Consider the following 24,685-nt stretch of genomic DNA (forward strand, 5'->3'; position numbering starts at 1 on the left):
ACGGCAATATCCGCATGTAAAGGTTTTATGAAGGCCAAGCCTTCACGATTCCTTGACATTCCCGCCGTACGCAACAAGGCGGGCGCCGCCTCTCCGGCAACGCCCGCCTTCCATACGCGCTGTGCGCTTCGACGCCGTGCGCCTATTCGTAGCGCTCGTCGAACACGCGCTTGGTCTTCTTCTCGCTGCGCGGAAGCACGCCCAGCTCGACCACCTTCACGAGTGGCGTGAACCCGATGCGGCTCTTCACCTCGTGCGCCACGCGCTCGGCCACGTCGAGGAAGTCGTACTCGCCGGTCGTTTCCACGTAGATGCGCATCGTGTCGCGGCCTTCCAGATGCGAGATGTGAATCTGATACTCGCTCGACAGCTCGGGGAAGGACTGCAGGACCTCTTCGATCTGCTTGGGGAAGACGTTGACGCCCTTGATTTTCATCATGTCGTCCGAACGGCCCATCAGGGTGTCGATGCGCGGGAAGGGGCTGCCGCAGGCACACTCCCCCGGCAGGATGCGCGAGATGTCATGGGTGCGGAAACGGATGAGCGGCGCGCCTTCCTTGCGCAGGGTGGTGATGCAGATCTCGCCGTACTCACCGTCGGGCACGGGCTTCAGGGTCTCGGGGTCGAGGATCTCGAGGTAGATGAAGTCGTCCCAGTAGTGCATGCCGCAATCGCAATCGCAGCTGATGCCGATGCCCGGACCGTAGATTTCGGTAAGGCCGTAGATGTCGTAAATCTGAATGCCCAGCTCGTTCTTGATGCGGCTGCGCATCTTCTCGCCCCAGCGCTCGCTGCCAATCACGCCCTTGCGCAGGGCCAGCTTGTCGCGGATGCCCCGCTTTTCGATCTCTTCGGCGAGCAAGAGGGCGTACGACGACGTCGCGCAGAGCACCGTCGACTGCATGTCCTCCATGAACTTCAGCTGCTTTTCGGTGTTGCCCGGGCCCATGGGAATCGCCATGGCGCCGAGCTTTTCCACGCCCGCCTGGAAACCGATGCCCGCCGTCCACAGGCCGTAGCCGGGGGTGATCTGCACGCGGTCGCGCGGGGTTACGCCCGCCATCTCGAAGCAGCGCGCGAACATGGTCGCCCAGTCGTCGACGTCCTTTTGGGTATAGGGAATGATGACCGGCGTGCCCGTCGTGCCCGACGAGCTGTGCATGCGCACGATCTTCTCTTCGGGCACCGCCGCGATGCCGAGCGGATAGGCCTCGCGCAGGTCGGCCTTTTCGGTAAAGGGCAGCTGCTCGAAATCGGCCTGGGTGCGCACGTCTGCCAGGTCGACGTCGGCGTACTTCTTGGCGTAGAAGAGCGAACGGCCCTTCAGCGTTTTGAACTGCTCGCGAATCGCCGCAAGCTGCTCGGGCTTCATGTCCACGGTTATCCCCGCTTTCTCTCGCAGCTGCGCCGCCCGAACGGCGCAGCTCACAGTTAGCTGATCGGTTGGGCGCCGGCGCGCGCGAAGGCCTCTTCGATTGCCGCGCGGTTCATGGCCACGAAAGCGGGCTTCACGCAGGCTTCCATCGCGCGCTCGAGCTCTTCGGCCCCAATGGCATCGCGCAGGCCGAACGAAACCCCGTGCGAAGCCGCCACGGCCGAAGCCAGCATGACGAGGTTGGCCACCTTGCGGCTGCCCACCGCATCGCAGATGGCGGCCTCGTCGACCGCCAGGAAATGCGGCGCCGCGTCGGCCAGGTACGCGAGCAGGGGCTCCGCTTCGTAGAGCGCGCCCGAAAGGGTGGTTTCCACCGAGGGAATGGCCGTCTGCGCGCACACGAGCAGGCCGTCGGGAGCCAGGTAGGGCAAGGCCCGCACTGCTTCGCCCGCCTCGAGCGCGATGACGCAGTCGGCCGTACCGCGCGCGATGAGGGGCGCATGCACCTCTTCGCCCGCGTCGCCCATGCGCACGTGCGACGTGACGTTGCCGCCGCGCTGGGCCATGCCGATCGTTTCGGCCGTGCGCACCTTCCATCCGCGCGCCTGGGCCGCAGCAGCCAGAATCTTGGCGGCAAGGACCGACCCCTGCCCGCCGATGCCGGCAATCAACACGTTGAGCATCCTACTCACCTGCCTTGCCCGCGAAGGGAACGCGACCCTCGGTGCGCACCGCCGCCGAAATCGCGTCGTGGGGGCATACGTCGACGCAGAGCCCGCAGCCATAGCAGGTGGACGCGTCGACGATCATCTTCGACCCGTCGGCCGCCATGGTCATGGCCGGGCACCCGATCGACGCCACGCAGACCCGGCAGCCCACGCAGGCGTCGTCATCGACGACGGCGCGGGGCTCGGGCCGCACCATCTGGGTGCAGGGCGAGCGGAAGATGAGGGCCGAAGGCCCTTCGAAGTCGACGGCGCGGCGGGCCGCCGCCAAGCTCTCCTCCAGATAGAGGGGGTTGGCATGCTCGATGCAGGTTACCCCGAGCCCCTCGAGCACCGCTTCGATGCGGATGGGATCGGATTCGGGCCCCATGAGCGTGCGGCCGATGCCCGGATGAGGCTGACCGCCCGTCATCGCCGTCGTCGAGTTGTCGAGCACGACGATGGTGATGTCATGCCGGTTGTAGACCGCATTGGCCACGCCCGTCATACCGCTCGCGAAGAAGGTCGAATCGCCGATGAAGGCGACCGACTTGGTGCCCGGTTCGGCCACGGCCACGCCTTGCGCCATCGTGATGCCGGCGCCCATGCACAGGCAGGTGTCGACCGCTTCAAGCGGCTTGGCGTTGCCCAAGGTGTAGCAGCCGATGTCGCCGCAGAGCACGTTCTTCTTGCCGCGCAGGGCACGCTTGACCGCATAGAAGGCCCCGCGATGGGGGCAGCCGGCGCAGAGCACGGGCGGGCGGGCCGGAGCGGTTGGCGCGGCCGCATCGGGTGCGGGCGCTTGGGGCAGGACGTCGGTTACACCCAAGAAGCGGGCGATGCGACGCAGGCAGTCTTCCACCGAGTTCTCGCCACGATCGAGCGTCGACCCGTCGAGCTTGCCATGCACGCGGAAGGGAAGCTGGTCGCGTCCCGCCAACATGAGCAGGTCGTCTTCGAGCACGTGGTCGAGCTCTTCGAAGACGAGGATGTCGGTCTTGCCGGCCGCGAAGGCGCGGGCGCGACGGGCCGGGAAGGGGAAGGGGGTCCCCACCTGCAGGAAGTCGAAGGCGGGCAGCTGGGCGCCGCGCGCGATGAGCATATCGATGGCCTCGCGCGCGTAGGCGCCGCTCACGCCGCCGCAGACGATGCCGAGCGACGCCGCGCCCGCATCGGCCGGGGCGCACCCTTCGCTCGTATAGGCGTAGAGGGGGTTGAAGAAGCCGGTTGCCTCTTCGCTCGCGATTTCATGCAAGCGCTGGTTGATTTCGCCGTGAGCCGCATACGACCGACGGGGGAAGATGACCCACTTGGGATCCTTTTCGAAACCGCCTTCGGGCACGGGGCGCGCCTGGGTGTGGGCGGGCACGTCGAAGAAGGTGCTCGCATGGTTCACGCGCGTCGTGGGGCGCACGATGACCGGCGTGTGCCACGTTTCCGACACTTCGAAGGCGTGCCGCATCATGTCGGCGCCCGATTCGGGATTCCACGGGTCGAGCACGGGAACCTTGGCGAAGTTGGCGAACCGGCGCGTATCCTGTTCGGTCTGGCTGGAAATGGGACCCGGGTCGTCGGCCACGAAGAGGACGAGCCCGCCCCGCACGCCCACGTAGTTGGCCGAAAGCAGGGCGTCGGCCGCCACGTTCAGGCCCATCTGCTTGCAGGTAAACAGGCCGCGCGCGCCGCAGGCAGACGCGCCCACCAGCAGCTCGAGGGCGGCCTTTTCGTTGTCCGACCATTCCACGTAGACATCGCGGGCCACGCCTTTGGCATGCAGCTTGGCTACCGTTTCCACCACTTCGCTCGAAGGGGTGCCCGGATAGCCCGCCACCACGTTCACGCCCGCTTCGAGGGCGGCCCAGGCGAAGGCCTCGTTGCCCATAAGCAGAGTGCTAGGCATCGGCCATATCCTTCTTGAAGGCGCGCATCTGGTCGCGGTAGGCTTCGTTGCCCGTGCCGAGCATCTGCAGGGCCAGGATGGCGGCGTTCTTGGCGCCGTTGATGGCCACGCAGGCCACAGGCACGCCCGAAGGCATCTGCACCATCGAAAGCAGGGAGTCGAGCCCGCCCAGGTCGCTCGTCTTCATGGGGACGGCGATCACGGGCAGCGGCGTATAGGCGGCCACTACGCCGCCCAGGTGCGCGGCCTTGCCGGCGGCGGCGATAATCACGCGCATACCGCGGCCTTCGGCGCCCTCCGCCCACGCGTGCACTTCGAGCGGCTTGCGGTGAGCCGACGCGATCTTCACTTCATAGGGGATGCCGAAGGCATCAAGTTGGTCCATGCAGGCCTGCATGTTGGGCAGGTCGCTCTTCGAACCCATGATGATGCCGACCAACGGCGTAGCTTCGTCTGCCATGAAAACGCTCCTTTGATTACGCCCCAAGAGGGCCTTAGCATGCCGTCCATTCTACCACCCGCGCACTGCAGCAGGGTGGAGTGCGCGGAATGCGCACGGGGCGCCGGGCGACGCGGGCGCAACGCAAAAGGGGCGCACGGCCAACCGGCCATGCGCCCCAAGGGGTGTGCGTTGCGGGCTATTGGGAAGATCCGTCGTCTGACGCGGGTTTCGCAGCCTCGTCGGGCGAGGGAGCCGGGGATGCGGCGGGCGCGGGCTGTGCGACCGGAGCCACTGGAGCTGCCGGAGCTGCCGACGACGTGGGCGCTTGGGGAGCAGGCTGCTGCGCGCCGGGCTCTAGCTCTGATACACATCTTAGAGGGGGTTGGCATGCTCGATGCAGGTTACCCCGAGCCCCTCGAGCACCGCTTCGATGCGGATGGGATCGGATTCGGGCCCCATGAGCGTGCGGCCGATGCCCGGATGAGGCTGACCGCCCGTCCCTCCTACCGATATCTACCCTCTGTCCCTCCACGTCGCTCTTCCGTTATCTGAAGCTGTCTCTTATACACATCTAGATGGGTATAAGAGACAGGCCACGCGGGCTGCTGGGTTGCGGCCGCCTGCTGCTGGGCCTGCCAAGCCGCCTGGGCAGCAGCCTGAGCCTGCGCCTGCTCGATTTCGAAGGGCAGCGGGTCGTAGGGGCCGCCCCACTTGGCCACTTCGAAATCCTGCGTCCAGTAGCCCATCGCGCGGAAGACGAGGGCCACGACGAACATCTGCCCCACCACGGCGAAATAGCACACAGCCATGAACAGGAAGGCGCCCATGCCGAGCGCGGGCAAGATCGACTGCAGGAAGGCGAGGAAGGCCGCATCGCCTGCGCCGTAGCCATACCCGTAGCCATAGCCGTACGCCAGGTCATCGTAGGAGCTGCTCATCATGTTCATGAAGGCGGGACCGCCGGTTGCGATGCCCACGAAAATCGACAGGCATATGACCACGAAGACCGCGCAGAACACCACGATACCGATGACGAGCCCCACCAAGAGGGCCATGAGCAGGATGCGCACGATGCCCGACGCGTTGCGCTTGACCATCTTCCAGAGAACCGGAATCTGGAAGGCGGGAGAGAAACGATCGTAGATGACCGAGCGGGCCGTGCCCGCGAGCGCGAAGAAGACGACCGCGATCGTTACGACGAAGGCGAGCACGCCCATGACGAAACCGAGCGCGTCGAAGCCCGCGGTCGCCCCCGGCATCATGCGGCCGTTCGCGTAGGCGCCCGCTGCGCCGCCGGCGGCGGCACCGGCAAGACCCATGAGCAAGCTCGACAACGCCCAGGCGATCGCGGAGTAGATGAAGAGGGCCGCGAACACGAACCAGCCACGCCGGTAGAGCTTACCGTCTTCGTTGCCGAAGATATGGGCGGGCAGGGGCGATTTCACGCCCCAGGCGATGTCGCGCGCCCAGCCGCCCAGATAGCCGTAGGCCACGATGGGGCCGAAGATGGGAATGAAATCGAGCAGCGCAAGCAGACAGAGCTTGCCGAACCAGCCCGGAGAGTTCTTGATGTCGTTCCATGCGCGCGCATAGTAGCCTTGCTGCATGACGACCTCCTTTCGGTGGGATCAGGCCTCTGCGAGGCCTCGCGACGCATGCGCGGGTCTGAGCAGGCCGATAAATCCATCGTTTCGTAATTGTCTCCCGATTATAAGCGAGGGACTGAAAGCGACCTGAAAGATTGGATAACGGAACCCCACTGCAGAGCTTACGTAAGAGATATAAGAGGGAACACTACGAAAACAGGCCAGAAGCTTAAAGCTTCTGGCCTGCAAAGACTCGTGGTGGTCGGAAAGGGACTTGAACCCCTGACACGGGGATTTTCAATCCCCTGCTCTACCAACTGAGCTATCCGACCACTCGGATGCGTTGTGTAAACGCGAGATAGAAATATACGCGCATTCGGCCTATGCGTCAAGAACATTTTTGCGCCGAGTAAGGGAGCGTCTCCTCGGGCGCCCCGAACCGGCTCCGCCGGACGGTTCCGCCGCCCCCTAGTTGATGAGCAGCAGCTCGATCTGCTCCTTGGTCTGCAGGCCCTCGGCCCGGTCGCGCATCTTGCCGTGGTCGAACACGATAAGCGTGGGGATGTTGTACACGCGGTACTTGCGCGCGTATTCGGGCACCTCGTCGATGTTGACCTTGCCGATCTTGATCTTCTGGGGCTGCTCGCGCTCGATGCGGTCGAGCACCTTGCGCTGCTTGCGGCAGGGGCCGCACCACGGCGCCCAGAAATCGAGCAGGACGATTCCGTCGAAATCGAGCACTTCCCGTTTGAAATTCTTCGTGGTGATCTGCACCGTCGACATGAACTTCCCTTCACACGTGCGCCGGCGAGCGGCGCGGACCTTCGTTTCGTCGCTCTAGGATACGCTATTCCGCGTAGAGCGGGCTTTCCACCTGACTATGCGCGCGCAGCGCATCGTTGACTACGGCCTCCGCCGCAAGGCGCAGCGCAGAAAGGTTGGTCTTGGCGTCTTCGGAAAGGCCCTCGTCCTCCACGCTATCGCACAGGGCCACGTTCACGCGAGCGTCGCAGAGAGCGCCCAGGTCGTCCTGCTTGGCGGCCATGGCCTTGGCGGCCACCGCCGCGTCTTCGCCCAGCAAGGCGCCGAAGGCGCGCGACACGTACCGCGCTTTCTTGCATTCCTTGCGCACATGATGGGTTTCTTCGGCGTCGGCGTAATCAAGTTCGTCCAGGCGCGCCGTGGTATCGATGAGCATAAGGTCGAAGGCGCTGCGCACCGTTTCGGGGGCCAAGCCGTTGCGCTCGGTGCTCCCCTTCCAGCGAATCGCGCGCAGGCGCTCGAGTATATGCGCCATGAGCTTTTCGGTCTTATCGCTCGAAAGGAAGGCGATAACCGCATCGCGTTCGGCATCGCGATTGGCCTCGACGGCGGCGCACAGATCGAGCGCCGGGGCATCGAGCCCGCGCAGCTCGCCGGCAAAGACATCGAGCTCGCGCAGGCGCGAGAGCGTGCGCACCACCGACCGCAAGTCCCGCTGAAGGCGCTTGGAAAACGACGCTTTCATGAAGGGCTCGGCGAAGGCGAGGAGGCTCCGCAGGGTGCGGATGCTCACGCGCAGCTTGTGGCAGGTTTCGGGCTCATCGGGGTCGGCGAGAAATTCCTGGGTGCGGCGCTCGAGCTCGTCGGCCCCTTCGGCAAAGCGGCGGTCCATGAAGCAGAGCGTCTTCCACAGGCGCGATTCGGGGCCCTGGGCGAACCAGAGCAGGCGGGCCGGCACCCCCTGTTCTTCATCGGCCAGGCGCAGGGCGGCCATGGCGCCGGTGGCGAAGGAAATCGCCGACCCGCTCACGCGCTGGCAGACCTCCTCGACGAAGGGGTTGTGCCCCACGGCGAAGACCACGTCGGCATCGCAGGCGCGCAGGCGTTGGCGGAAGGCGTCGATGTCCTGCTCCCACAGGCAGTTCTCGATCCGCACCTCCCCTTCGAGACGCACGCCCGCCTCATCCAGGGCATCGACAAGGGCATCGGCCGTCTGCACGGTGCGTTCGGCGGGACTCGTCCACACCTGGGCCGTTTCCGCCCCGTCCACCTGAAGAAGGGACAGCATGGCCGGGAGGCGCGCGTCAAGGGCACGACGCCCGGCGGGCGTGAGCGTGCGCGTTTCGTCGGCGCGCTCCTCGGTGCGCGCCTGAGCCTTTCCATGGCGAACCAGAACCAACATGCGTGTCATCGCGAGCTCCCTTCTGTCAAATGATGGCACCAGCATAGCACGCGGGTTTCCGCTGGTGGGGCCAACACGAAGAAGGGAGCCCCGCAGGGCTCCCTTCTCAAGCGACCGATTCGCACCGGTTAGTATTCGGCGCCTTCGATATCGGCGTCGGTCACCTTGCCGGCAAAGGTGCGATAGACCAGGAAGTGGTAGAAGAGCACGAGCGGAAGGCCGATGCACAGAATCACGGTCATCGCGCCCAAGCCCACATCGCTGCCGGCGGCGGAGGCGATTGTCACCGAATGCGCCGGGTCGACGGCGGGCACGATATTGGGGAACAGGGACGTGGCGGTAAGCGCCACGAGGCCCAGGCAGATCACCGCAGCGGCCAGGAAGTTGGGCAGATCGCCCGCCTCACCCTTGCGACCGAAGGCCATTTCGGCCAGGAAGGCGATCACCACGAGCGCCGCGCACACGCCGGGCACGACCAGAGGCAGATCGCCGGCCATCGTGGAAGGCACCTGCACGAAGTAGCACACGGTCGCGAGCACGAACAGGACGACTACCGCGATCTGAGCCTTGCCGCGCAGGTCGACCGCACGGTCATGCAGGTCGCCGGGCAGGGTCTTCACGGCCGTCCAGGCGCAACCCAGAGACACGAACTGGGCCAGCCCCACCAAGCCGCACAGAAGCGCGAAGGGGTTGAGCAGGGCGAAGAAGCTCCCCATGTAGTCGCCGTTGGCATCGAGCGGAAGCCCGGCGAGCACGTTGCCCACGGCCACGCCCAACAGGAGGGCCGGCAGGAAGCTACCCACGACGAAGAGGCCATCGCAGAGCTTCTTGGGAGCCAGGTCGCGAGAATAGAACTCGAGCCCGATCACGCGGAAGATCAACCCGAACAGGACGAGCATGATCGCCAGGTAGAAGCCCGAGAAGGTGGTCGCATAGGCGGGGCCGAAAGCGGCGAACAGGGCGCCGCCGGCCGTGAGCAGCCATACTTCGTTGCCGTCCCACACGGGCCCGACCTCATAGCGCAGGATCGCCTGCTCGCGCTCGTTTTTGGCGAGGAAAGGATAGGCCACGCCCACGCCCAGGTCGAACCCGTCGAGCACGAAGTAGCCGCAAATCACGACGAAAATGATGATGAACCAGAAAATCGCAAGTGCGGACATGGCTACTTCACCTCCTTTGCGGCAGCCGCGCCTTCAGCAGCGGCCGTCGCCTCCCCAGCGGCCTTGGCGCCGCCGGCCAGCTTATCGGCGATCGAGCCCACGCTCGTTCCCGTGCGGTCGGCTTCCGTGGGGCCCTGCTTGGCCAGATGGAAGAAGAGGCGCAGGAACACGATGAAGATGGCGAGGTAGACCACGACGAACAGGACCAACGAGATGACCAGCTCGGTGGGATCGACGGCCTGCGAATAGGCGTCGACCGTGCGCAGCTGGTGGTAGACGATCCAGGGCTGACGGCCGAATTCGGCGACCATCCATCCGGTCTGGATAGCGATGATCGGGAAGATCGGGGCGAAGAGCAGGGCCTTCAGCAAGCCCTTGCTGGGCTCTTTGCCCTTCTTGGCCTTCACGCTCGCGATAATCGCGAGCAGAACCCACAGGCAGATGAGGCCGTAGGCAAGAATCATCAGGTGGTAGGTCTGGAAGACGAGGCCCACCGAGGGGATGTCATCGGAATCGAAGCTGTTCAGACCCTGGATCTCATAGGTGGGATCGCCTGAAATGAGGATGCTCGTCATGCCGGGAATGGGCACTTCGATCGCCTTGACCTCCTGGGTGGCTTCATCGACGAAGCCGATGATCGTCATGCCAGCGGGACCGTCGGCGTACTGGGCCTCCATCGCGGCAAGCTTTTCGGGCTGTTGCTGGGCGACTTCGACGGCCTGCTGGTGACCGGCCGGCATCATGGCGATGGCCGCCACGAGCGCGACGATCGTGCCGATGCGCAGGGCCTTCTTGCCGAATTCCTTCTTGTCATGCAGCATGTGGTAGGCGCCGATTGCCACGGCTACCAGGGCGCCCATGATGATGAGGGCGACGACCACGTGGAAGTAGCGCGGCAGGGTCGAATAGTTGAGCGCAGCGGTGAAGAAGTCAGTCATGACCGCCTTGGAACCGGTCGCCGTTTGCTCGACGGTGAAACCGGCCGGGGTCTGCATCCAAGAGTTCGCGATGATGATCCACAGCGCAGACAGAAGGGATCCGCCCCAGGCCAGCCACGAGCTGGCCAGGTAGAACTTGGGGGACACTTTGTTCTTGCCCAGAAGCACCACACCGAGGAAGGTGCTTTCCAGGAAGAAGGCGAACAGGGCCTCGGCGGCAAGGGGCGCGCCGAAGATGTCGCCAACGAAACGGGAGTAGTCGGCCCAGTTGGTGCCGAACGAGAACTCCATCGTGATGCCCGTGGCCACGCCGACGGCGAAGCACAGGGTGAATACCTTCGACCAGAAGGTCGCGGCCGCAATGTCTTCGGCCGCCTTGCTCTTGTACGCACGCGTCTGTTCGATCGCCATGATCAAGCCCGTGCCGATGCTCATCGGCACGAACAAGAAGTGGTAGCAGGCGATGAAGCCGAACTGGATGCGCGCTAGAGTCGCTGGATCCATACCAATCTCCTTCTCCTCCAGAGAGCGCATGTGGCAGGACCATAATTGCTACAATGCGGCTCTCATTACTCACATTCGAGATTAGTGAAGCTCTCGTGAGATGTCAAACACTTTTCCTGCATAACCTGGTCAAATTGTACAACGACCGGTGTAAGCGGCATGCAAAAAAAGCGCGCCGCCGAAGCGACGCGCTCTCTTACGTACCATATGTGGCGGAATGCGAAAGGCAAGCGGGAGCGGCACATGCGCCCCCTGCCCCGCGCGCGGATCCGCGGGCGCCCTACCGTACGCCGGCGCAGTGCACCGACCCGTAGACGCTCCCATCGCCGAAGAGCAGCTCGTGCTCTTCTCCGGTAAGCTTGGCACGGGCCTGGTCGCGCAGCTTGTTCACGCCGATGAAGAACTGGCGCATCATGGCCACCATCAGATAGCGGCCCTTGGGCGTGAGCGTGAGCTCGTAGGCGTCATCGGTCGCAAAGGCGCCCGAAGCGCGCATGAAGGCCATTTCAAGCGGCAGGCCGGCCTCCACCGACACGCCGAAGTGCTCTTTGAAGGCCTGCTTGTCAAGGCGCAGGCCGAACAGGTTCATCATGAAGCGGTAGCGCATGCGCGAATGCAGGTCGAAGGCCGTGCAGCTCGTTGCCGACATGCGCCCGTGCTCGATGTAGTCGTTGTAGTCCTTCACCGAGAAGGTGTTCACGTAGAGGTGCTGGCCCAGGTAGGTGATGCCGCCCGACCCGATCGCCGGGTACTCTTCGTAGTCGACCACGTACTCGTCGATCATGTCGGAATTGGAGTTGTCGAAGGTCCAGGCGCTGCTCATCGTGAAACCGTTGTCGGTGAGCACCTGCGAGATGATGTCGTAGTAGCGCTTCTCGCGGCTGTAATCGACGCGTCCCACCGTGGCTGCGAGCGACTTTTCCACCGACGGCGAAGCCATGAGCGGGTAGAAGGTTGTCTGGCTCACGCCGCTTTCGAGGATGTAGGCCAAATCGGTCGCCAGGATGTCTTCGGTCTGGGCCGGGAAATTGAAAATCATGTCGGCGTTCATCGACTTGAAGTGGGGCGTCGCGAGCTTCAGGCGCTCGAGAATCGTATCGGCATCGCCGTACTTTTCCAGACGACCCATCTGCTTGAGCAAGCCGTTGTCGAAGGACTGCACGCCCACCGAAAGGCGCTGCACACGCCCCTCGAGCTTTTCCAGATAGGGCTCGGTGAGATGGTTGGGGTTGGTCTCGCTCGACACCTCTTTGATCGAAAAGGTCTCGCGAGCCAGATCGATCGTCTTGCAGAGCTCTTCGATCATGATGGTCGGCGTGCCGCCGCCCACATAGAGGCTGTCGAAGTCGTAGCCCATTTCGGCCAGCATGAGCATCTCGCGACGCAGGTTCTGGTAGTAGGGGCGCGCGCGTTCCTCGCTATAGGGAAAACGGTTGAACGAACAGTAGGGACACAGGCGCTGGCAGAAGGGCACATGCATGTAGAGCATGTAGCGCTTGCCCGGCTCGGGTCCCGGAAGGCGATCGCCTTCGAACGGTTCAAGGTTCAGATAGCGGTCGGTGCAGGAACGCACCACGCTCGACAACAGTCTTTCACTCAGCATATACCGGTTTACTCCCACGAGCTCCGCCCGTGCGCGGCCTTCAAGCCGATGTCGGTGCGGAACTGCTTTCCTTCGAAATCGATGCGGTCGCACGCCTCGTAGGCACGAGCGCGCGCTTCTTCAAACGTAGAGCCCAATGCTACTACGTTGAGCACGCGGCCGCCCGCAGTGACCAAATCTCCATGAGCGTAGCGCTTGGTGCCCGCGTGGAAGACCGTCACGCCCGGCAGCTCTTCGGCCGCTTCGATGCCGGTAATCTTCTTGCCCTTTTCGTAGGCCGTGGGATAGCCCTGGCTGGCGAGTACCACGCAGACGGCCCATTCGTCGCGCCACGCCAGGCGCACGTCTTCGGGCTTGCCTTCGGCCACCGCCACCATGATGTCGACCAGGTCGGCGTCGAGGCGGGGCAGGATGACCTGGGTTTCGGGGTCGCCGAAGCGGGCGTTGAACTCAAGCACTTTGGGACCGGCCGGGGTGAGCATGAAGCCGCCGTAGAGCACGCCGCGGTAGTCATGGGCGAAGGGCTCGCTGGCCGTGGCCGCAGCGGCGGTTTCCATAACCTCGATCATCGCGGCGAGCTCGTCTTCCGTGACGATCGGTACCGGAGAATAGACACCCATACCACCCGTGTTGGGGCCTTTGTCGCCGTCGAAGGCGCGCTTGTGATCCTGGGCCGTGGCCATGCAGAAGGCGCGCCCACCGGTGACGAAGGCGAGCAGGGAGCATTCGGGACCTGTAAGACATTCCTCGATAACGACGCGGCTACCGGCCGTGCCGAAGGCGCCTTCGAAGCAGCTGTTCACGGCATCGACGGCCTCTTCGACGGTTTGGGCCACGATTACGCCCTTGCCGGCGGCCAGGCCGTCGGCCTTGACCACGATGGGTGCGCCCATATCGCGCACATACTGCACGGCGGGCGCGGCTTCGGTGAAGGTCCCGTAGGCGGCGGTGGGGATGCCGTTGTCTTGCATGAAGCGCTTGCTGTAGGTTTTGCTGCCCTCGAGCTGGGCGCCTTGGGCATCGGGCCCGAAGACGAGCACGCCTGCCGCCCGCAGGGTGTCGGCCACGCCGGCCACGAGCGGGGCTTCGGGGCCGATCACCACAAGGTCGACCGCGTGCGCGCGCACGAAGGCGAGCACCTCTTCCCCCTTGGTCGCATCGACGCCCTCAACGTTTTCGGCGATTGCCGCCGTGCCGCCGTTTCCCGGGAGCACGTAGAGCTTCTCGCAGCGCGGCGATTTCGCAAGCGCCCACGCGATCGCATGCTCGCGTCCGCCGCTGCCCAGTACCGCAATGATCATGTCCGTCTCCTTTCAGGCGCGCCTGCGCCAAGAAAACGGGCCCGCACAAAGGCAGGCCCGTCATACCGCACAAAAGGTACTACTTGCTCGACCAGCCGCGGAAGATGGTCTGGTCGCGGTCGGGGCCCACGGCAACGATGCTCATGGGCACACCGCAGAGCTCTTCGAGGTAGGTCACGTAGCGCTGGGCGTTGGCCGGCAGCTCTTCGAAGCTGCGGCAGCCCGTGATGTCCTGGCCGTACCAGCCGGGCAGCTCTTCGTAGACCGGTTCGACGTGCTTGGGATAGAGCACGCTCTGCTGCATGGGGAAATAGTCGTAGGTCGTGCCGTCGGCCTTGTAGGCCACGCAAACCTTGATCGTGTCGAAGGCGGAAAGCACGTCGAGCTTGGTAAGGGCCATGTCGGTGAGGCTGTTCACGTCGGTGGCGTAGCGGGCGATCACCGCGTCGAACCAGCCGGTACGGCGCTTGCGACCGGTAGTGACCCCGTATTCCCCGCCGATCTGGCAGAGCTTCTCGCCCGTCTCGTCGAAGAGCTCCGTGGGGAACGGGCCGCTGCCCACGCGGGTGATGTAGGCCTTGGAGATGCCGATGACCTTGTCGACCTTCTTGGGGCCCACGCCCGACCCGATGCAGGCGCCGCCGGCGCAGCACGACGAGCTCGTGACGAAGGGGTAGGTGCCGTGGTCGATGTCGAGCAGGGTAGCCTGGGCGCCCTCGAACAGGATGTTCTTGCCGTCGGCGTAGGCGCGGTTGAGCAGATGGGCGGTTTCGGCCATGTGCGGGCGGATGATCTCGGCGTAGGGAAGGTACTCCTCGCAGATCTGGTCGACCGTGTAGCCGGGCATGCCGTAGATCTTGGTGAGGATCTCGTTCTTTTCAGCCAGGGCCGTTTCGAGCTTCTGACGGAAGATCTTCTCGTCGAGCAGGTCCTGCACGCGGATGCCGATGCGGGAGAACTTGTCCTGGTAGCAGGGGCCGATGCCGCGACGGGTGGTGCCGATCTTGTTCTTGCCCAGGCGCTTTTCGGAAGCGCCGTCGAGGTCGATGTGGTAGGGCATGATGATGTGGGCGTCGCAGGAGATGACCAGACGCTCGCAGGAGATGCCCTGGGCTTCGAGCTTGGCCATTTCATCGACGAGCACGCGCGGGTCGATCACCACGCCGTTGCCGATGACGGGCGTGATCGTGTCGTACATGATGCCCGAGGGGATAAGGTGCAAGGCGAGCTTCTTGTCGCCGTGAATCACCGTATGGCCGGCGTTGTTGCCGCCCTGGTAGCGTACGACGTAATCGAAGTCCTGCGCAATGAGGTCGGTGATCTTGCCCTTGCCTTCATCGCCCCACTGGGCGCCGACGAGCACGGTACTGGGCATATGAGCCATCCTTTCATCGCCCGCAGCGCTCGCGCGCAAGGGGCAGATTTCTTTGAAACGCGCAGATTATAGTACTACAGCTTGACCACGTTGGTACCTGTGCCAGCATCGCGCAGAAGCCTTACAACTTCCCGGTGGCAGGTGAAGACGATCACCTGGCGCGTGCGCGCGAGGTCGGCCAGGGCCCGGGCGGCGCCCGTGCGGCGGTCGTCGTCGAAGTTCACCAGAATGTCGTCGCAGACGACCGGCACGCTCCGACCCACGTTGGCCGCCTCCTGCAAGAGGGCGATGCGCAGGGCAAGGTAGAGCTGCTGGCGCGTGCCCGTCGACAGGTAGAGGGGGTCGCGCACGGCGCCCCGATCGTCGGCCACTTCCAAATGCCCGTCGCCGCCGATGCGCACCGACGTCCAGGCGCCAGCGGTCATCTGGGCGAGCAAGGCAGACGCACGCCGGTAGACCGCTGGCTGGCTCTGGCCCTCCCATGCCGAAATCGCGCGTGCGAGCAGGCGCTTTTCCAGGAGCAGGCGCGCGTAGTCCTGCAGGGAATCGGCCAGGCGCGTCGTGAGCATAGCGTGCTCGAGCTTGGCGTCGTCGAAGGCGCGCGCATGCCGGGCCTGGGCGAGGATCTGGCCCAATTCGCCGTAGCGGGTGTTGATGCTCTCGATCGTGCGCAGCTGGTCGTCGCGCTGTTCGGTAAGGCGCGCGATCCGGGCGTCGATTGCGGCCAGGGGCGTATCGGCTGTCTCTTATCCACATCTAGATGTGTATAAGAGACAGCCCGTTACTCCCATTCGAGCTTTGTATGCTGTGTCTTATGAAAAGTCGGTGGGGTATAAGGGACAGGGACCGCACCTCTCCCCACTCGTCGAGGAGGGCACGCGCCCGGCGGAGGCTGCCGTTGGCGGCCGTGAGCCCCGCGTCGGAAAGAAAGCGGGCGATCTGCGCGTCCTGGGCGGCCAGGGCGCCCTTGCTCACTTCGAGCTTCTTGGCGTCCTTCTGCATGATCCATTGGGCGTCGGCCAGGCGGTTGGTGCGCTCTTGATCGGCATGGTTGGGACGCAGCAACATGGCGAAGGCGGCGCAGGCCATACCGAAGGCGGCCACCACTAAGAAAACGCCCAGAGCCGTGACCGAAAGGCTTGCGATCGCGCGGCCGCGCACGAAGACGGGCACGCCGAGGACGGCGAATACCACCGGCAGCACCACCGAGAGCAGAATCTGCAAGCGGCGCTGGCGCTTGGCCAAACGCTCGAGCTCCTTCATGTCGTCGGCTTCGAGCAGGGCCTCGTATTCGGCCTGTGAGGCGATCGCGTCCTGCTGGGCGATCGACAGGGCGTGTTCCGCCCGGGACCGCCTCTCGGCGAAGTCGTCCATCTGGGCGCGCAAGGTGCGCTCTTCCACCGCGTCGATCGACGGGGGACGGCCGGCGTCGTCGATGGCCCGCATGCTCGCCTGCAGTTCCGATTCCTGCTTTTCCAACTGGGCAAGACGTTCATCGAGTTGGGCGCGGGCGTCGTCGGCCTGCACGAGCGCCGCCCGCTGCAGGGTGAGCGCTTCGAGAGTCTCGTTGCTTTTCTTCACGGCAGCCATGAGGCCCGCGCGCCGCTCGGCCAGCTCGCGGTACTCGCGGTCTTCCTGCTTGAACTGGTCGGCCTCGGCCTGGCCGCGGTTCATAGCCTCGCGGGCGTCTGCCAGAGCCGCCCGCAGGTTAGGAATCGAGTTCACGTGCGCCTTGCCGCGAGAGGTAAGGGCGGCGAGGTCGGCATCGACGCGGGCCATGGCTTCCGCCGGCGAGATGGCGGTACCGGCCCCCGCCGTGAGCAGCCGCGAGGTCACCTGGCTCGTCTTGCCCAGGCCGCGCAGCTGGTCGGCGTCGAGCGAGAAGACCGTGCGGTAGGTTTCGCGATCGATATCGGAAAGCACCGAAGGCGCCGGGTCGGGGATCAGGCCGTCGGCATTGCGCACGCGCGTGAGTCGCTCTTCGGGGGCGTCGCCCGCCTTGGACGCGAACACGAGCGTGCCAGACCGCTCGGCGTTGACCGGCTTGTAGACGTTACGGTTGCCGCGCGCCTCTTCCCAGCCGAAGAGTACGCCGCCCACCAGTTCGGACACGGTGGTCTTGCCCGCTTCATTGGGACCGTACACCACGTTGAGACCCGGCTCGAGGGGGCCCACATCGCGCTGGGCAAAGGCACCGAAGGCCTCGATGCGAATCGAACGAAGGTAGTAATCGCTGGGGCGGACGTGCTTAGCGCTCATCGCGGCCTCCATCGAGCTCGTCGAGCAGGGCATCGGCCGCCTGCTGCTGCAGGGAGGCGATATCGCGGATTACATGGGCAGGCAGCTGCAGGCCCGCTTTGAGGAACTCGTCTTGCACGTAGGCCACCGCCCCCGCTTCGTCGGCCGCCGCCGCATCCGCCTGGTCGAGCAGGACCTGGGGGAAGAGCCCCTCGCGTCGCAGGGCCGCCCGGTCGTGCGGGGCGCGCGTACGGTCGATCAGGGCGTCGCAGAAAAAGACCGGATAACCTTCGTTGACCTCGTCGCGCACGTCGCTTATGACCTTGGGGTCGGCGAGCAGGTCGTGCAGGGGCGTCGCTCCCACGAGGGTCACGCGCGCGACCATTTCCTCGCATTGGGCGGTGCCGTTCGCCGCGAAGAGGGCCCGCATGATCGCGTCGTGCACGTCGGCGACGGTGGCGCAGGCCGACACGTCGACGGCGAGCTTCTGCCAGACCACGCTGGCCAGGGGAACGAACTCGGCGCGGTTGGCCCGCCCCTCTTCGAGCGTGACCGCCAGGCAGCCGCGGGCACCCGTTTCGTTGATGTCACGGCCCTGGATGCAGCCGGAGAAGGCGATGCGGGGGTCGGCCGGGTCGTCGAGGCGCGCTTCGTGGATATGACCGAGCGCCCAGTAATCCATGCCCGCGGCGGCAAGCTGCCTCGGGTCGACGGGCGCCTTGGTGGGGTCGACGTCGAGGCCGGTGTGCAGGACGCCCACCGCGAAGGGGGCGCGCACGCCACAGGCGGCTTCGGCGGCAGCGCGCGTGATACCGTCCGCGATGTCGTCGCCCGGCGCCACCGACTGGCTGTAGTAACCGCGCCCGCCCAGGAGCACGAGCGGGAGGCCCCCGCGTTCGTAGACGAAGTACCCGGGGGCATCGGCGGGAAACATGCGCACGTTGGCGGGCAGTTCCGCATACGACGCCTGCCACGAGGTATAGGGGTCGTGGTTGCCCGTGCAGAAGTAGACGGGGATGCCCGCATCGGCGAGCTTCTGCAAGCCGCGCACGAAATGGGAGAAATCGCGATAGGATGGGCGGGCGGCATCGAAGATGTCGCCCGCGATCACCACGAAATCGCAGGCGCGGTCGATCGCCGCGGCCACGAGCCGGTCGTAGGCTTCGGGGATGGCCTCGACCAGGCGGTCCGCCCAGGTGGGCGACAGGGCGCGCAGACCCCGGAAGGGCGCGCCCAGGTGCAGGTCGGCGGCGTGGATGAATGTTACCGTTTCGCTCATGGCCGTAAGTGTAGCGTACGTACGCGGCTAGATGATGTCGTCGTAGCGCGAGCCGTCGACATAATCGCCGAAGGCCGTGTTCTCGGCCGACCAGGACAGGGTGATGTCGCGCGTCGCACCGTTGCGGTGCTTTGCCACGATGAGGTTGGCCGTACCCAGCTCGGGGCGCTCGTCGCTTTCGGCTTCCATTTCGTCCATGCTGCGGTCGATGAACATAACGATATCGGCGTCCTGTTCGATGGATCCCGATTCGCGCAGGTCGGACAGCATGGGGCGCTTGCTCTTGCCGCGCTGCTCGACCGCACGGGACAGCTGGGACAGGGACAGCACCGGCATGTTCATTTCCTTGGCGAGCACCTTGAGGCCGCGGGAGATCTCGCCGACCTCGACGGCGCGGTTGCCGTCTTTGCGCGTTTGCGGGGGGCTCATAAGCTGAAGGTAGTCGACGACGATGAGACCCTTGTCCTTGTCGCGCAGCTCGCGACGGGCTTTGGCGCGCGCTTCCAAGATGGAAAGCGACGGGGTGTCGTCGATGTAGAGCTCGCAGTTGGAAAGGCGGGTGATCGCATCGGCCAGCTGCTGCCAGTCGGATTCGCCCAGAAAACCGCCGCGCACTTTTTCCAGGCTGATGTGGGCCTCGGCGCACAGGATACGCTGCACGAGCTGAGAGGCGCTCATTTCAAGGGAGAAGAAGGTGACCGGGTAACCTGCCTTGGCGGCGTTGGTGGCGATGTTCAAAGCGAGCGACGTCTTGCCCACGCCAGGACGAGCGGCCAAGATGATGAGGTCGCCGCCGCGCCAGCCATGGAAGAGGTTGTCGACGTCGGCGAAGCCGGTGGGCACGCCGGCGAGGTGGCTCTTCTGTTCGGCGAGCTTGGTGATTTCGTCGAAGGCGTCGGTGAGCAGGTCGTTGAGCGATTTGAACGACGACGACACGCGCTGTTCGGTCACGTTGAAGAGGGTCTTTTCGGCCGTTTCGACCACCTGGTCGAGGTCGTCGGGGGCATCGTAGGCAAGGGCCTTGATCTGCGAGGACGCATAGATCAAATCGCGCAGGACCGCCTGTCGCTTGACGATGTCGGTGTGGGTGACCCAATTGGTGAGCGCAAAGGTGTTGTCGGCCAAGTCGACCAGATAGGACGCCCCGCCCACCGCTTCGAGCTGGCCGTTGGCGCGGAGGTTTTCGGCAAGCGAGAGCTGGTCGATGGGGATGTTGCGCGCATGCAGCTCGAGCATGCTGCGGAAAATGGTCTGATGGGCCGGCCGGAAGAAGGATTCGGGCGTGAGCTTGGAAGCGACTTCGTCGATCGCGTCGGGGTTGAGCATGCATGCGGCCAGCACCGACTGCTCCGCTTCGATGTTTTGGGGAATCTGACGGTTTCCGCTCGCGGTACCGGGCAGGCCCCCGCCGTTGTATTCGTCAGCGCGGACTCCGGGCGATGCGTAATTGGGCATGATGGCACTTCCTCAACCTCATATGATGCGTTCCACACACCATAGAACATTCTGCAGTGGGCGCATGTCCCGCAAAAGGGACATGTCCCCGTTTCGTTTCCCGCGGGCAGTCGACGACCGTCCCCAGGGAGCCGCACTCCCCCCGCTTCCCGCGCAAAAAGCCCCCGAACAGGTCGTGCCTGTACGGGGGCGTGCAGCGTGCGTTGCGGGCGAAGGGCCCCCTGCGCATGCGTGTACCTATTCGGCGGCCTTTTCGGCAGCTTCTTCTGCAGCCTCTTCGGCTTCTTCGGCTTCAGCAGCGGCCTCTTCGGCAACGGCTTCGGCTTCGGCGGCAGCGAACCATTCCTCGTTGCCCACGAGCAGCTTGAGAGCGGCCTTCACGTCGCGATGCAGCGAGATCACGGCTTCGTGCTCGCCGGCGGTCTTCACGGCTTCCTTGAAGTCGATCAGGCGACGGTCGACTTCCACGCCAAACTGCTCCTTCAGGGCATCGGCGACCATCTGAGCGGTCACAGAACCGAACAGAACGCCTTCTTCGCCCACGCGAGCGGTAATCTTGACGGTGGCGCCATCGAGCTTGGCCTTCAGTTCTTCAGCGGCGGCAACGCGCGCAGCCTCGCGCTTGGCGATGTTGTTGCGGCGCTGGTCCAGCTGCTTGAGGTTGCCCTTGGTGGCAAGGACGGCCTTGCCGTTCGGCAGCAGGTAGTTGTTGGCGAAACCAGGAGCTACGTCGATGACGTCGCCTTCAACGCCCCTACCCTTCAGCTCTTCGAGCAAGATAATCTTCATAGCGATCCTTCCAAACTAACCGCGGTTGCGGCGGTCGCCGCGGCCGCTGACGGAAGGCACGGCATACGGCATGAGCGCCATCTCGCGAGCGCGCTTCACGGCCGTAGCGATGTCGCGCTGGTGCTGGGTGCAGGCACCCGTCACGCGGCGCGGCTTGATCTTACCGCGATCGGTTACATATTTACGCAGCATCTGAGTGTCTTTGTAGTCGATGTACTGGGTGTCTTCCTTGCAGAACTGGCAGTACTTACGACGAGGCTGCTTTACGTAGTCGGACATAAAACCCTCTTTCGTAGTCCCTAGAACGGGATGTCTTCATCGTAGACAGAGGCGTTGACCGCGGGCGCAGCGGGTGCAGCTGCCGGCGCCTGCTGGGCGCGGGGAGCGTAACCGCCGTTGGAGTAGCCACCGTTGTCGTTGCGGGAGGACATGAACTCGATTTCGTCCACGATCACTTCCAGCTTCGAGCGCTTCTGACCGTCGCGCTCCCACTGGCTCCAGCGCAGCTTGCCTTCGATGGCCACCTTGCTGCCCTTGTGCAGATACGAGCTAATCGCGCTCGCACGGGAGCCGAACATCGTGCAGTCCACGAAGTTCGGATAGTCTTCCCACTCGCCGGTCTGCTGGTTCTTGCGACGGTCGTTGACCGCCACGCCCAGGCCGAGCACGGGCATGCCGCTCGCGGTCTGGCGCAGTTCGGGGTCGCGGGTAAGGTTTCCGGTGATGACGACTCGGTTGATGCTCATGGTCTAACCTCTTATCGCTTTGGGGCGCTTCGCGCCCGGTTCACAAAGGAATCGTACTAGTCGCGGTCGGTGCGGCAGACGATCATGTGGCGCTTGACAGCGTCGGTAATGCGCAGGACGCGGTCGAGCTCAGCGATGTTCTGGGGATCTGCGTGAAAGTCGACGAGCGTGTAATCGCCCTCGTTGAGACCTTCTACCTCGTATGCGAGCTTGCGCTTGCCCCACTCCTCGACGTTGTCGACGGTGCCGTTGCCTTCGGCAACGGTGGCGTTGATGCGCTTGGAAACAGCCGCACGGGTTTCTTCATCGATTGCAGGGTCGACGAAGAACAGCAATTCATAAGCCTTCATTGGTACACCTCCTTTGGACTTTACGGCTTCGGGCTGAAAGCTTGATCACCCGAAGCAGGATTAAGCTTGCCTATGGTAGCATCCTCTATCCCGCAGTGCCGAAAGTCCGCTGCGTGCTCCACAAAACGAGCTCATCCGAACCGTCACGTCCTCGATGCCCTTACCCTATCAGGCACAGGGCGCAGCCCGATTCGAGAACGCGCACGCGCTGGTCGCGGAAGGGTCGCGGAAACAACGCCCCTCGGGCACGGGAGCATCGCCTGCGCCTCTCCCCCGCCGCAAGCACGCGCCCCTTCGCATGCGAGGGGCGCCGCCCCACAGACAGCGCCCCTCGCGTCGACCGACCAGAAGACTACTTGTCTTCGGTAAGACCTTCGGGCGCGGCTTCCTCTTCCGCTGCGGTTTCTTCCGCTTCCGTTTCGGCGTCTTCCTCTTCGCCCTCTTCAGCCAGGGGCTCGCCGAACTCGTAGTTGGTGAGGATCATGAAATTGGGGGCCTTGCCGATGTAGATCGGCTCGTCGGCGATCGAGGTCACCTTGCCCTCGTCGTCGGCCTCGTAAATCACACCGATCGCGTAGCCGTAATCGGCCCCCGGCACGCCGCCTTCGGCGATGAGCGCGTCCTTTTCGCCCTCGCTCGTGTCGAGGTAGCCGTCGTAGCAGAGCGCGTAGGCGTCGGCTCCGCGCACGTGCTGGACGTTGTGGCGGGCGTAGGCGTAGACCTCTTCGGCGGATTCGCCGTCCATCTCTTCCATGATGAGCTTATCTTTCACGGCGAGCGCGGTGAAAGCGACGACCTCCTCGCCGGCCTCGAGCTTCTTGCGCGCCTCGTCGATCGATGCGAGCAGCACCGACGTGAGCGTCATGTCGATTTCGGTAACGGTTCCGTCGGTATCTTCGATCATGCGTTCTGATTCAGCCATGAGAACCCCTTCTCGTGTGATGGTCGCTCCCACGAGTATACCCGCGTTCCCCTCGCTGGTTCGAACCCCTTCTCCCTGGGGGGCACAAAAAAGGCAGGCACGTTACCGTACCTGCCTGTTCTCTCTGGCGGAGGAGGAGGGATTCGAACCCTCGTTACCTGGATTACAGGTAAAACGGTTTTCGAGACCGCCGCATTCAACCACTCTGCCACCCCTCCGTGGGTGTCGGCCCCGGTTTTCAAGAGCCGAACCTGTCTTGCGACAGCGCATGGGCGTGTGCCCTATCCTATTAAAAAGCGCGCCGAAGCACGCTTGTTAGTTCTGGCGGAGAGATGGGGATTCGAACCCCAGATACCCTTGTGGGGCATACACGATTTCCAATCGTGCTCCTTCGGCCAGCTCGGACATCTCTCCATAGCCGCCTTGTTCTAGCAGCGATGTTGAAGTATACAGCAAAAATCCCTGCAGCGAAAGAGGTTTGCGCACTGTGGGAAAATCCACAATTCCTCGACGGTGCAGGCAGAAAAAATGCGGGGCGCCGAAGCGCCCCGCATCGCATGTAGCCCTTAGTTGGCCGAGCTGTTGAGGCTCGCCGAAGAGCTGCCCTCGGACGGGGCTCCCTGATCGGCAGACGAGCTCGACGCATCGGTCGCGCTCGACGAGGAGCTGCTCGAAGAGTCGGAGCTCGAAGAGCTCGCGTCCGCGGAACCATCGCTCGAAGCATCGGACGAGCTGGTTGCGTCGGAGCTCGCATCGTCGCTCGAAGAACTGCTGTCAGACTGGTAAGGCGTCATGTCGATGTCGTAGGGCAGACCGCTCGGCATATCGTTCTTCTGAACGTCGGCCTGGTTCTTGTAGTCCTGGAACCAAGTCTGGTAGGCGCTCGCCTCGTTGGAGCTCTTCACCATCGAGCGCAGGTAATCGACCAGCTCAGGCGGGATCTGGTCGAGGCTCGTGACTTGGTCGGGAGCCGTGTAGACCTGGGTGCACTTGATGATATGGATGCCGTAGTCGCTCTTCACCAGGCCGCTGACCTGGCCTTCCGAAAGGTTGTTGAGCGCATCGGTGTACGCGGAGACGAACTGGTTGAGCAGGTCCCACCCCACGTTGCCGCCATCGGCCTTTGAAGCGTCGTCGGTGGAGTACTGCTGCACGGCGTCTTCGAAGGACAGTTCACCGGAGTTGATCTTGTCGAGCACCTGCTGGGCCGTGGCTTCGTCGTCGCTGCTGAAGAGGATGTGCGAGGACTTCTTCGCCCCGGTGAAAGCGGAGGCGTACTGCTGGGCGTAGGTGAGCAGGTCGTCGTCGGAGGGGTCGGCGTTGTCGGAAGCGACCTTGTCCTTCAAGGCGCTTTCGAGCATAGCCTGGCGTACGCTTTCGCGGTACTGGTCTTCGGTGGTGCCGGCCTGCTGCAGGGCGTTGTTCCAAGCGTCGTCGTCGCTGTAGTTGGACTTCATCTGCTGGACCTGGGCGTCGACGTCGTCGTCGCTTACCGACACGCCGTTGTCTTGGGCGGCCTGCTTGGTGAGTTCGATGTCCTCGTAGTAGCTGATGACCTCATCGCGCACCGTCGACGGAGTGAGGCTGTACTGGGCCAGCCACTTGCCCCAGGAATCGTCGTCGGTGAGGTTCTGGGACGAACGGAAGTTCTGGATGTAGTCGGTGACGGTCTGTTCGGAAATCTGGGTGCCGTTGACGGTGGCCGCCACCGCGTCGTTGGACTGGGACCCGTTCGACGAACAAGCCGCAAGACCGGCTAGGCACGCGGCCGAAAGGGCCACGGTGCAGACCGTTCGCGCAATGTTGAATGATTTCATGAGAACCTTCCTCGTGCGTGTAAAGTTCTTGTCAATG

At 64.1% G+C, this 24,685-nt stretch carries 22 protein-coding genes and 3 tRNA genes; all 25 read right to left on the bottom strand.

What is annotated here, in order from left to right; genetic code table 11:
• Window positions 1-142 precede the first annotated feature (142 nt).
• Entirely contained in the window at window positions 143-1,372 is a 1,230-nt protein-coding gene (locus BN3270_RS00910) for a phenylacetate--CoA ligase family protein (RefSeq protein WP_082673240.1), read from the bottom strand.
• 59 nt (window positions 1,373-1,431) lie between these two features.
• Entirely contained in the window at window positions 1,432-2,058 is a 627-nt protein-coding gene (locus BN3270_RS00915; protein ID WP_058985273.1) for a 2-oxoacid:acceptor oxidoreductase family protein, read from the bottom strand.
• A gap of 1 nt (window position 2,059) precedes the next feature.
• Window positions 2,060-3,979: a thiamine pyrophosphate-dependent enzyme gene (locus tag BN3270_RS00920; protein ID WP_058985275.1), complete on the bottom strand. Its 1,920-nt coding sequence runs from the start codon at window positions 3,977-3,979 to the stop codon at window positions 2,060-2,062.
• Window positions 3,972-4,439, bottom strand: a complete 468-nt coding sequence (purE, locus tag BN3270_RS00925) for a 5-(carboxyamino)imidazole ribonucleotide mutase (RefSeq protein ID WP_058985276.1) — start codon at window positions 4,437-4,439, stop codon at window positions 3,972-3,974. Before purE ends, BN3270_RS00920 begins: the two co-directional genes overlap by 8 nt.
• Before the next feature lie 485 nt (window positions 4,440-4,924).
• Window positions 4,925-6,028 (bottom strand): DUF4013 domain-containing protein, encoded by a 1,104-nt coding sequence (locus BN3270_RS00930; RefSeq protein ID WP_058985278.1) that lies wholly within the window; start codon window positions 6,026-6,028, stop codon window positions 4,925-4,927.
• 235 nt (window positions 6,029-6,263) lie between these two features.
• A tRNA-Phe gene (locus BN3270_RS00935) sits at window positions 6,264-6,339 on the bottom strand.
• A gap of 136 nt (window positions 6,340-6,475) precedes the next feature.
• Window positions 6,476-6,790, bottom strand: a complete 315-nt coding sequence (trxA, locus tag BN3270_RS00940) for a thioredoxin (RefSeq protein WP_058985280.1) — start codon at window positions 6,788-6,790, stop codon at window positions 6,476-6,478.
• 64 nt (window positions 6,791-6,854) lie between these two features.
• Window positions 6,855-8,180: a CHAD domain-containing protein gene (locus BN3270_RS00945; RefSeq protein ID WP_058985282.1), complete on the bottom strand. Its 1,326-nt coding sequence runs from the start codon at window positions 8,178-8,180 to the stop codon at window positions 6,855-6,857.
• 119 nt (window positions 8,181-8,299) lie between these two features.
• Complete coding sequence (cydB, locus tag BN3270_RS00950; RefSeq protein WP_058985284.1) at window positions 8,300-9,331, bottom strand: cytochrome d ubiquinol oxidase subunit II; 1,032 nt, start codon at window positions 9,329-9,331, stop codon at window positions 8,300-8,302.
• A gap of 2 nt (window positions 9,332-9,333) precedes the next feature.
• Window positions 9,334-10,773 carry a cytochrome ubiquinol oxidase subunit I gene (locus BN3270_RS00955; RefSeq protein WP_082673242.1) on the bottom strand — a complete coding sequence of 480 codons (1,440 nt, stop codon included), beginning with the start codon at window positions 10,771-10,773 and terminating at the stop codon, window positions 9,334-9,336.
• 280 nt (window positions 10,774-11,053) lie between these two features.
• Window positions 11,054-12,376 carry a coproporphyrinogen III oxidase family protein gene (locus tag BN3270_RS00960; protein ID WP_058985285.1) on the bottom strand — a complete coding sequence of 441 codons (1,323 nt, stop codon included), beginning with the start codon at window positions 12,374-12,376 and terminating at the stop codon, window positions 11,054-11,056.
• A gap of 8 nt (window positions 12,377-12,384) precedes the next feature.
• Window positions 12,385-13,677, bottom strand: a complete 1,293-nt coding sequence (gene purD, locus BN3270_RS00965; protein WP_058985287.1) for a phosphoribosylamine--glycine ligase — start codon at window positions 13,675-13,677, stop codon at window positions 12,385-12,387.
• Window positions 13,678-13,756: 79 nt separating this feature from the next.
• Window positions 13,757-15,052 carry an adenylosuccinate synthase gene (locus BN3270_RS00970; protein WP_058985289.1) on the bottom strand — a complete coding sequence of 432 codons (1,296 nt, stop codon included), beginning with the start codon at window positions 15,050-15,052 and terminating at the stop codon, window positions 13,757-13,759.
• 74 nt (window positions 15,053-15,126) lie between these two features.
• Window positions 15,127-15,687 carry an ATP-binding protein gene (locus BN3270_RS00975; protein WP_058985290.1) on the bottom strand — a complete coding sequence of 187 codons (561 nt, stop codon included), beginning with the start codon at window positions 15,685-15,687 and terminating at the stop codon, window positions 15,127-15,129.
• Between the two features lie 121 nt (window positions 15,688-15,808).
• Entirely contained in the window at window positions 15,809-17,311 is a 1,503-nt protein-coding gene (locus tag BN3270_RS00980; protein WP_167551306.1) for an ATP-binding protein, read from the bottom strand.
• A complete protein-coding gene (locus BN3270_RS00985) occupies window positions 17,301-18,569 on the bottom strand; it encodes a metallophosphoesterase family protein (RefSeq protein ID WP_058985294.1) in 1,269 nt (422 codons plus the stop codon). Before BN3270_RS00985 ends, BN3270_RS00980 begins: the two co-directional genes overlap by 11 nt.
• Window positions 18,570-18,596: 27 nt before the next feature.
• Window positions 18,597-20,024 (bottom strand): replicative DNA helicase, encoded by a 1,428-nt coding sequence (gene dnaB / locus BN3270_RS00990; protein WP_082673244.1) that lies wholly within the window; start codon window positions 20,022-20,024, stop codon window positions 18,597-18,599.
• A 237-nt stretch (window positions 20,025-20,261) separates the two neighbouring features.
• Window positions 20,262-20,813, bottom strand: coding sequence for a 50S ribosomal protein L9 (gene rplI / locus BN3270_RS00995; RefSeq protein WP_058985296.1), 552 nt, complete (start codon window positions 20,811-20,813; stop codon window positions 20,262-20,264).
• A 15-nt stretch (window positions 20,814-20,828) separates the two neighbouring features.
• Window positions 20,829-21,092 (bottom strand): 30S ribosomal protein S18, encoded by a 264-nt coding sequence (rpsR, locus tag BN3270_RS01000; RefSeq protein WP_058985298.1) that lies wholly within the window; start codon window positions 21,090-21,092, stop codon window positions 20,829-20,831.
• A 20-nt stretch (window positions 21,093-21,112) separates the two neighbouring features.
• Window positions 21,113-21,559 carry a single-stranded DNA-binding protein gene (locus BN3270_RS01005; RefSeq protein WP_058985299.1) on the bottom strand — a complete coding sequence of 149 codons (447 nt, stop codon included), beginning with the start codon at window positions 21,557-21,559 and terminating at the stop codon, window positions 21,113-21,115.
• 56 nt (window positions 21,560-21,615) lie between these two features.
• Window positions 21,616-21,909: a 30S ribosomal protein S6 gene (rpsF, locus tag BN3270_RS01010; protein ID WP_058985302.1), complete on the bottom strand. Its 294-nt coding sequence runs from the start codon at window positions 21,907-21,909 to the stop codon at window positions 21,616-21,618.
• 352 nt (window positions 21,910-22,261) lie between these two features.
• The gene (locus tag BN3270_RS01015) at window positions 22,262-22,831 is read right to left on the bottom strand and encodes a hypothetical protein (RefSeq protein ID WP_058985304.1); all 570 of its coding nucleotides are present in this window, start codon (window positions 22,829-22,831) and stop codon (window positions 22,262-22,264) included.
• A gap of 125 nt (window positions 22,832-22,956) precedes the next feature.
• A tRNA-Ser gene (locus BN3270_RS01020) sits at window positions 22,957-23,049 on the bottom strand.
• A 104-nt stretch (window positions 23,050-23,153) separates the two neighbouring features.
• Window positions 23,154-23,245: transfer RNA gene (locus BN3270_RS01025), tRNA-Ser, on the bottom strand.
• A 152-nt stretch (window positions 23,246-23,397) separates the two neighbouring features.
• On the bottom strand, window positions 23,398-24,648 hold the full coding sequence (locus tag BN3270_RS01030) for a peptidylprolyl isomerase (RefSeq protein WP_058985306.1): 1,251 nt from the start codon (window positions 24,646-24,648) through the stop codon (window positions 23,398-23,400).
• Window positions 24,649-24,685 lie beyond the last annotated feature (37 nt).

Origin of the sequence: Hugonella massiliensis, assembly GCA_001486445.1 — a bacterium.
GTDB classification, from domain to species: domain Bacteria; phylum Actinomycetota; class Coriobacteriia; order Coriobacteriales; family Eggerthellaceae; genus Hugonella; species Hugonella massiliensis.

Coding starts and splice junctions, on each gene's coding strand:
- BN3270_RS00980 (WP_167551306.1), bottom strand. CDS start 17,311: ATGAGCGCTAAGCACGTCCGCCCCAGCGATTACTACCTTCGTTCGATT.
- BN3270_RS01005 (WP_058985299.1), bottom strand. CDS start 21,559: ATGAGCATCAACCGAGTCGTCATCACCGGAAACCTTACCCGCGACCCC.
- rpsF (WP_058985302.1), bottom strand. CDS start 21,909: ATGAAGGCTTATGAATTGCTGTTCTTCGTCGACCCTGCAATCGATGAA.
- purE (WP_058985276.1), bottom strand. CDS start 4,439: ATGGCAGACGAAGCTACGCCGTTGGTCGGCATCATCATGGGTTCGAAG.
- BN3270_RS00930 (WP_058985278.1), bottom strand. CDS start 6,028: ATGCAGCAAGGCTACTATGCGCGCGCATGGAACGACATCAAGAACTCT.
- BN3270_RS00970 (WP_058985289.1), bottom strand. CDS start 15,052: ATGCCCAGTACCGTGCTCGTCGGCGCCCAGTGGGGCGATGAAGGCAAG.
- trxA (WP_058985280.1), bottom strand. CDS start 6,790: ATGTCGACGGTGCAGATCACCACGAAGAATTTCAAACGGGAAGTGCTC.
- rpsR (WP_058985298.1), bottom strand. CDS start 21,092: ATGTCCGACTACGTAAAGCAGCCTCGTCGTAAGTACTGCCAGTTCTGC.
- BN3270_RS00910 (WP_082673240.1), bottom strand. CDS start 1,372: ATGAAGCCCGAGCAGCTTGCGGCGATTCGCGAGCAGTTCAAAACGCTG.
- BN3270_RS00945 (WP_058985282.1), bottom strand. CDS start 8,180: ATGACACGCATGTTGGTTCTGGTTCGCCATGGAAAGGCTCAGGCGCGC.
- BN3270_RS01015 (WP_058985304.1), bottom strand. CDS start 22,831: ATGGCTGAATCAGAACGCATGATCGAAGATACCGACGGAACCGTTACC.
- BN3270_RS00960 (WP_058985285.1), bottom strand. CDS start 12,376: ATGCTGAGTGAAAGACTGTTGTCGAGCGTGGTGCGTTCCTGCACCGAC.
- BN3270_RS00920 (WP_058985275.1), bottom strand. CDS start 3,979: ATGCCTAGCACTCTGCTTATGGGCAACGAGGCCTTCGCCTGGGCCGCC.
- BN3270_RS01030 (WP_058985306.1), bottom strand. CDS start 24,648: ATGAAATCATTCAACATTGCGCGAACGGTCTGCACCGTGGCCCTTTCG.
- BN3270_RS00915 (WP_058985273.1), bottom strand. CDS start 2,058: ATGCTCAACGTGTTGATTGCCGGCATCGGCGGGCAGGGGTCGGTCCTT.
- purD (WP_058985287.1), bottom strand. CDS start 13,677: ATGATCATTGCGGTACTGGGCAGCGGCGGACGCGAGCATGCGATCGCG.
- BN3270_RS00985 (WP_058985294.1), bottom strand. CDS start 18,569: ATGAGCGAAACGGTAACATTCATCCACGCCGCCGACCTGCACCTGGGC.
- rplI (WP_058985296.1), bottom strand. CDS start 20,813: ATGAAGATTATCTTGCTCGAAGAGCTGAAGGGTAGGGGCGTTGAAGGC.
- BN3270_RS00955 (WP_082673242.1), bottom strand. CDS start 10,773: ATGGATCCAGCGACTCTAGCGCGCATCCAGTTCGGCTTCATCGCCTGC.
- cydB (WP_058985284.1), bottom strand. CDS start 9,331: ATGTCCGCACTTGCGATTTTCTGGTTCATCATCATTTTCGTCGTGATT.
- dnaB (WP_082673244.1), bottom strand. CDS start 20,024: ATGCCCAATTACGCATCGCCCGGAGTCCGCGCTGACGAATACAACGGC.